The sequence below is a fragment of the Streptomyces sp. SM1 genome (assembly GCF_002910825.1).
In the GTDB taxonomy this organism is placed as follows: Bacteria; Actinomycetota; Actinomycetes; order Streptomycetales; family Streptomycetaceae; genus Streptomyces; species Streptomyces okerensis.
In genome coordinates, this window is sequence record NZ_NEUB01000537.1 from 1 (window position 1) to 6,886 (window position 6,886).

The following is a 6,886-nucleotide window of genomic DNA, read 5'->3' on the forward strand; positions in this document are numbered from 1 at the left end:
GCACGGCCCGCATCCCGGCGGCCCGCACCGCCCGCACTCCTCCCACCATCCCGCCGCCACCTGGGCCGAAGCCCGTGCCGCCGCCGAACGCGCACCGCGTCACCGCGCCGGCAGCCGTACCGGCCATCTGACCCCGGTGGCCGTCCCCCTCGCCGCCACCCTCGGCCTCACCCTGGCCGCCCCCCTCAACGCCCTCACCGACCTGCCCTCCTTCGACACCTCCGCGATGGACGGCTGGGCGGTCTCCGGCTCCGGCCCCTGGGAGGTGCGGGAGGAAGGCGTCCTCGCCGGGCACGCCGGGCACGCCCCGCTCACCGACGGCGAGGCCGTCCGCATCGCCACCGGTGCCCGTATCCCCCCGGACACCACCGCCGTGCTCCGCAGCGAACACGGCCGCACCGACGGCAAGGGACGGCTGCACATCACGGCCGCCGACCGGGCACCGCACACGGTCACTCCCGGCCAGGACATCCGCCCCCGCGGCCAGGAGTGCCGCAGCGGCGACCAGTTGCTGCCCGTGGGCACCCTGGTCACCCCGCCCGTCCTGGGCATGGCGGCCGCCGCCGGATACGACACGCTCACCGCCGTCCCCCGCCCCCGCGCCGCCGTGTTCGTCCTCGGCGACGAACTGCTCGGTGAGGGACTGCCGCACGACGGCCTGATCCGGGACGCGCTCGGTCCGCTGCTCCCGCCCTGGCTGCGCGCACTCGGCGCGGAGGTCACCGAGGTACGCCGGGTGAGCGACGACGAACAGGCGCTGTACAGGGCGATCACCGCCTGCGACGCCGAGGTGATCGTCACCACCGGCGGCACCGCCGCCGGCCCGGTCGACCATGTGCACCCCACGCTGCGCCGTATCGGTGCCGACCTTCTCGTGGACGGCGTCACGGTGCGTCCCGGTCACCCCATGCTCCTGGCCCGCACCAAGGACGACCAGTACCTCGTCGGCCTGCCCGGCAATCCGCTGGCCGCGGTCTCCGGACTGCTCACCCTCGCCGAGCCCCTGCTGCGGACCCTCGCGGCCCGTCCCGCCCCGGAGCCGTACACGCTGCCGCTGCGGGACGCGGTGCAGGGGCACCCGTACGACACCCGGCTGATCCCGGTGGTACTGCGCGGCGACCGGGCGCTGCCGTTGCTCTACAACGGTCCGGCCATGCTGCGCGGTGTCGCGGCGGCGGACGCGCTCGCCGTCGTGCCCCCCGGAGGTTCGGGGCCCGGAGAGGAGACGGAACTGCTCGACCTGCCCTGGGCGTCCGGGGGAATCGGGGTGTGTTTCACGTGAAACTTCCGGGCCAGGACGCCATCGCTCGCCAGGCGGACGAACATCTGGTGACCCATCGGGTGAAACTCCCGAGGAAGATGGTGGAGTATCCGATCCGTCAGGTCACCAAACGGCTGTCGGTGGCCTTGGTCGTGCTCGTGGTGACGGCGCTTGTCGTGTACGCCGACCGTACGGGCTACAACGACAACTCCGACGGATCCATCGATCTCCTCGACGCGTTCTACTATGCGACCGTCACTCTCTCCACCACCGGGTACGGCGACATCACGCCGGTCAGTGACGGTGCCCGGCTCACCAATATCTTCGTCATCACGCCGTTGCGCGTGCTGTTCCTGATCATCCTGGTCGGCACCACCCTCGAGGCCCTCACCGAACGCACCCGGGAGGAGTGGCGACTGAACCGCTGGAGGTCCGCCTTGCGCGATCACACCGTTGTCGTCGGGTTCGGGACCAAGGGACGGTCCGCGATCCGGACGGTCTGTGCGACAGGGCTCCGGAAGGAGCAGGTCGTGGTGGTCGATCCCAGCGCGAAGGCGATCGAGGCGGCCACGGCGGACGGCTTCGCGGGCGTCATAGGGGACGCCACGCGCAGTGAGGTGCTGAAACGGGCCGAGGTGTTCCGGGCACGGCAGATCATCATCGCGACGCAGCGCGACGACACGGCCGTCCTGGTGACGCTGACCGCGCGACAGCTCAACCGGGGCGCGAAGATCGTGGCCGCGGTGCGCGAGGAGGAGAACGCCCCGCTGCTCAAGCAGTCGGGTGCCGACGCGGTCATCACCAGCGCCAGCGCGGCCGGGCGGCTGCTCGGACTCTCGGTGCTCAGCCCCTCGGCCGGCATGGTCATGGAGGACCTCATCCAGCAGGGGACCGGGCTCGACATGATCGAGCGGCCGGTCATAAAGGCCGAGGTGGGCAAGACGCCGCGGGAGACGAACGACCTGGTGGTGAGCGTCGTACGCGGGCACCGGGTGCTGGGCTACGACGATCCGGCCGTCGGGACGCTGGAACTGACCGACCGGCTGATCACGATCGTGCGGGCGACGCCGGGCACGCGGATCGCGCCCGACATCCGCCCGCTCCCCCGGAGCTGAACCCCTCCCCCGGAGCTGAACCCCTCCCGGGGGCTCGGACCGCATCCCCGGCCTCGCCCCCGGAGGGCTTCCCCGTTCACCTACTTGCGGTTGTAGAGCCGCATCGTGACCGGTCCGAAGACCGCCACGAACAGTGCGGCCCAGCCCAGCGTCCAGGCGATCTCGTCGGCCGGCCAGTCGCCCGCCATCAGTCCGCGCACCGCTGAGGCGAGGTGGGTGACGGGGCTGTTGTTGACGAACGCCTGGAGCCAGCCCGGCATGGTGCGCGGATCGACGAAGACGTTGGACAGGAAGGTGAGCGGGAAGATCACCATCATGCTGACGCTCATCACCGACTTCTCGGTGCGCAGCATCAGCCCGAACATCGTCCAGATCCACGAGAAGGCGAACGAGAACACCAGCAGCAGCGCGATCCCGGCGACCACGCCGGGGAACCCGCCGTCCGCCCGGTAGCCGAGCAGCAGCCCCATGGCGAGCATGACGACGGACGCGATGGTGTAGCGCAGCGCGTCGCCGAGCAGGTAGCCGACCATGGCCGACGGCCGCCAGATCGGCAGCGAGCGGAAGCGGTCGAAGACGCCCTTCTCGATGTCGACGTTCACCGAGACGCCGGTGTACATCGTGATCATCACGACCGACATCACCAGGATGCCGGGCAGCACGAACTGGATGTAGTCCTGGGGAGAACCCGCCAGCGCACCGCCGAAGAGGTACGTGAACATCAACAGGTTCATGATCGGGAAGGCGGTGACGTCGAAGAGCTGCTCCGGCACGTGCTTGATCTTCAGGATGGCGCGCCAGCCGAAGGTCAGGGAGGTGGACGGGGAGCTGGGCCGCTGCGGGCGCTCCTTCGCGACCAGCAGAGCGGCGAGCGACTCGGTGCTGACCGGCGCGAGCTCCTGGTTCTCGGTGCCTGTGACCGTGCTCATGCCGCCACCTCGTCCTTCGTGCCAGTGCCGGTGCCAGTGCCAGTGCCGGTGCCGGTGTCGGCGTCGGTGTCCGGGCCGGTGCCACCGTCTCCGGCGCTCCCGTCGGTCTCGCGTCCGGTCAGCGCCAGGAAGACCTCGTCGAGGCTGGGCTGTCCCAGGGAGAAGTTGTCCACGGTGATCCCGTCCCGGGCGAGCTCACCGAGCGCCCGTGCCGCCTGCTCGGCCGCGGAGTCGCTCGTCGCCGCGCCCAGGCGCGCGGTGAGGGCCACCGGGTCGTGCTCCAGCTGCACCTCCGCGTGGAGCAGGTCCCGCAGCAGCCGCTCCGCCTCCGGCCGCCGGTCCGCGTCGCGCAGCCGCAGATGGACGGATCCGGCGCCGACGGACGCCTTCAGCTCCCCCTTGGTGCCCTCGGCGATCACCTTGCCGTGGTCGATGACGGCGATCCGGGAGGCCAGCTGGTCGGCCTCGTCCAGGTACTGCGTGGTCAGCAGCACGGTCGTGCCCTGGGCGACGACCGCGCGCACGATGTCCCACACCTGGTTGCGGCTGCGCGGGTCGAGACCGGTGGTCGGCTCGTCGAGGAACAGCAGGTCGGGGGTGTTCAGGATGGACGCGGCGATGTCGATGCGGCGCCGCATGCCGCCCGAGTAGTGCTTGACCTGCTTCCCGGCCGCCTCCGTGAGACCGAAGGCCTCCAGGAGCTGGGCCGCCCGGGTGCGGGCGGTCGTCTTGTGGTGGCCGAGGAGCCGGGCCAGCAGGACCAGGTTCTCCGTGCCGGTGAGGTCCTCGTCCACGGACGCGTACTGACCGGTGAGGCTCACCAGGCCGCGCACCTGGTCGGCGTCGCGCACGACGTCGTGACCGAAGACGCGGGCTTCACCGCCGTCGGGGCGCAGAAGTGTGGCGAGCATCTTCACGGTGGTGGTCTTGCCTGCGCCGTTCGGTCCGAGGACGCCGTACACCGTGCCGGCCGGCACGGTCAGATCGACTCCGTCGACGGCCCGTGTCTCACCGAAGGTTTTGACCAGGCCCACGGTCTCGATCGCCGGGCCGGACGATTGCGTGCTCATGCTTCGGGTCCTTCCGCGTGCTTGGGCTACGCATGGACAGACCTTCACCGTCGCGCAAACTCATCGGTCCCGCACATGGGTTTTCCGCCCGCCGCCCCGTGGCCCCCGCGCCATCGGAGATACCGGAGGTACCGTCCCCCCATGCATGCGATCACGATTCCCGAACCCGGTGGGCCCGAGGCGCTGGTCTGGGACGAGGTCCCCGATCCGGTGGCCGGCGAGGGCGAGGTCCTGGTCGAGGTGGTGGCCGGTGCCGTCAACCGGGCCGACATCCTCCAGCGGCAGGGCTTCTACAATCCTCCGCCCGGCGCGTCCCCGTACCCCGGTCTCGAATGCTCCGGACGGATCGCCGCGCTCGGTCCGGGGGTGGACGGCTGGGCCGTCGGCGACGAGATCTGCGCGCTGCTCGCGGGCGGCGGTTACGCCGAGAAGGTCGCCGTTCCCGCCGGGCAGCTGCTGCCCGTCCCCGAGGGGCTCACCGTCGATCAGGCGGCGGCGCTCCCGGAGGTCGTCTGCACGGTCTGGTCGAACGTCTTCATGGTCGCCCACCTCCGTCCCGGGGAGACGTTCCTCGTGCACGGCGGCTCCAGCGGCATCGGCACCATGGCGATCCAGCTCGCCAAGGCCGTCGGCGCGAAGGTCGCGGTCACGGCGGGCACCGCGGAGAAGCTGGAGCGCTGCGCGGAGCTCGGCGCCGACATCCTGGTCAACTACCGCGAACAGGACTTCGTCGCGGAGCTGAAGCGGGCCACCGACGGGGCGGGCGCGGACGTCATCCTCGACAACATGGGCGCCAAGTACCTGGACCGCAATGTCCAGGCCCTCGCCGTCAACGGCCGGCTCGCGATCATCGGTATGCAGGGCGGTGTCAAGGGCGAGCTGAACATCGGTGCCCTCCTCGCCAAGCGCGGCGCCATCAGCGCGACCTCGCTGCGGGCCCGGCCGGCCCGGGAGAAGGCGGCGATCGTGGCGGCTGTACGGGAACACGTCTGGCCGCTCGTCGCCGACGGCCACGTCCGCCCCGTCGTGGACCGGGAGATCCCGATGCCGGACGCGGCCACCGCCCACCGGGTCGTGGAGGACAGCGGCCACATCGGCAAGGTCCTGCTGGTCACACCGTCCTGACCCGGGGCCGGGGACCACGACCCCGGGATCACCTCCCAGGGCTCCGGCCCCCGGAGACCTCGCCCCCCGCCCGGGTCAGCCCTCCGGCTGCCAGGGCGGCGTCCGGCCCCAACTCCAGACCGGGACGTCGGCCGCGTCGACCGGGGGCGGGTTCTCGCCCGAGTACAGGACCGCCATGCGGGTGCCCCACTCGATGTAGTGGACGAAGACCGCGCGGAACTCGGGGTCGGACGGGAGTCCGGCCTCGTCCAGGGCGTCCTGGAGGAGGTCCACCCAGCGGCGGCGCTGCTTCTCGGTGATGCCGCGGCCCAGGTGCCGGGCGGCCATGCGCGGGTGGCCGCCGCGGCCGGCGGTGTAGGCCTTGGGGCCGCCGAAGACCTCGCCGAGCCACTGGGCCACATGGCGCGGATGCCCGGCGTCCATGCCGGCGAAGACCGGTGCGAGGACGGGGTCCTCGAGGACCTGGCCGTAGAAGACCTCGGTGAGGCGGTGCAGGGCCGCTTCGCCGCCCGCCCACGCGTAGAGGGTGGGCTGCCCGTCCGTCGCGTCTCCCCCCGCCTGCTCGACGGACTGCCCGCTCACTGCCGCTGCTTCTGTCCCGCGGCCCTGCCTCGGTGGTCAGATAGTGCTGCATCTCCTCGATCGACGTCACGTCGGATCGCCCGGAAGAACGCGGGGAATGCCCGCCGCCGCGGAAGCCCTGGAGATGGTCCTCGACGGAGGTCCAGCGGATGCGCAGGATGTACCGTTCGGCCTCCTCCTGGCAGTGGGACAGTTCGTAGTCGACGCATTCCGGTGACGCTGCCAGCGACTCGGCGGCCTTGGCGTACGCGGTCTCGAAGGCCTTCCGATCGCCCGACGCGATGCGGTAGCGGATGTACTCGACGGTCGTGGACATGGTGTGAATCCCCCTGTCGTCATGTCGGCGCGAGAAAGCCTGCCCGGATTGTCGCGGCCTGTCATGCAGACCACGGCAGCCGTCCGAAATCCTGCCGTCGGGTCTGCCGCCGTGTCCGTCAGCCCTCCGCGGCCCATGCGGCCGCACCGCTCGCGTCAGGGGGACGGCCCGGCGGCCGGGGGCCGCGACAGCCGGGCGCGTGACGAGGTCAGCCCGCGGCCTGGCGCATGCGCAGGGCGACGAAGGCGAGGCCGAAGCCCAGGCCGATGAGGACCAGGCCGCTGCCGAGCGGGAGGATGCGCAGTACGGGCTCGGTGCTCGCGACCGTGTGGCGTTCCGCCGCCTCCGACGACGTGGAGGGCACCGGCACCGCCGCCGGGGAGGCCGGCCCCCCCGGAGTGCTGTCGCCGGTGCCGGGTGCCCGGGACAGGGTCTCCTCGTCGGCACGCCGGGGTACGTCCGGCCGCTCGGTCCCGGCACCGTCGTCC

At 71.7% G+C, this 6,886-nt stretch carries 6 protein-coding genes and 2 pseudogenes; 3 read left to right on the top strand and 5 right to left on the bottom strand.

Annotated elements, in window-relative coordinates; genetic code table 11:
* Together B9S61_RS12970 and B9S61_RS12975 are read left to right on the top strand one after the other, a co-directional pair.
* Positions 1 to 1,282: molybdopterin molybdotransferase MoeA (locus B9S61_RS12970; protein WP_103542390.1), on the top strand; the 1,282-nt coding region annotated here is incomplete at its 5' end.
* Positions 1,279 to 2,376 carry a TrkA family potassium uptake protein gene (locus tag B9S61_RS12975; RefSeq protein ID WP_103542391.1) on the top strand — a complete coding sequence of 366 codons (1,098 nt, stop codon included), beginning with the start codon at positions 1,279 to 1,281 and terminating at the stop codon, positions 2,374 to 2,376. The genes B9S61_RS12970 and B9S61_RS12975, both read left to right, overlap by 4 nt.
* 80 nt (positions 2,377 to 2,456) lie before the next feature.
* Here the strand turns inward: B9S61_RS12975 and B9S61_RS12980 are convergent, their stop codons facing one another.
* Both B9S61_RS12980 and B9S61_RS12985 read right to left on the bottom strand, forming a co-directional pair.
* The gene (locus tag B9S61_RS12980) at positions 2,457 to 3,305 is read right to left on the bottom strand and encodes an ABC transporter permease (protein WP_103542392.1); all 849 of its coding nucleotides are present in this window, start codon (positions 3,303 to 3,305) and stop codon (positions 2,457 to 2,459) included.
* Positions 3,302 to 4,375, bottom strand: coding sequence for an ATP-binding cassette domain-containing protein (locus B9S61_RS12985; RefSeq protein ID WP_103542393.1), 1,074 nt, complete (start codon positions 4,373 to 4,375; stop codon positions 3,302 to 3,304). The genes B9S61_RS12980 and B9S61_RS12985 overlap by 4 nt, the downstream gene beginning before the upstream one ends.
* Before the next feature lie 141 nt (positions 4,376 to 4,516).
* Here B9S61_RS12985 and B9S61_RS12990 point away from each other — a divergent pair, with 141 nt between their 5' ends.
* Complete coding sequence (locus tag B9S61_RS12990) at positions 4,517 to 5,500, top strand: NAD(P)H-quinone oxidoreductase (RefSeq protein ID WP_103542394.1); 984 nt, start codon at positions 4,517 to 4,519, stop codon at positions 5,498 to 5,500.
* Between the two features lie 75 nt (positions 5,501 to 5,575).
* On the opposite strand, the gene B9S61_RS42255 is transcribed toward B9S61_RS12990, so the two are convergent.
* The 3 genes and pseudogenes from B9S61_RS42255 to B9S61_RS13000 form a co-directional block, all read right to left on the bottom strand.
* Entirely contained in the window at positions 5,576 to 6,082 is a 507-nt protein-coding gene (locus B9S61_RS42255) for a group II truncated hemoglobin (RefSeq protein WP_103542395.1), read from the bottom strand.
* Between the two features lie 166 nt (positions 6,083 to 6,248).
* Positions 6,249 to 6,398: pseudogene (locus B9S61_RS42260) on the bottom strand (antibiotic biosynthesis monooxygenase); the annotation flags it as partial.
* 208 nt (positions 6,399 to 6,606) lie between these two features.
* Positions 6,607 to 6,886: pseudogene (locus tag B9S61_RS13000) on the bottom strand (hypothetical protein); the annotation flags it as partial.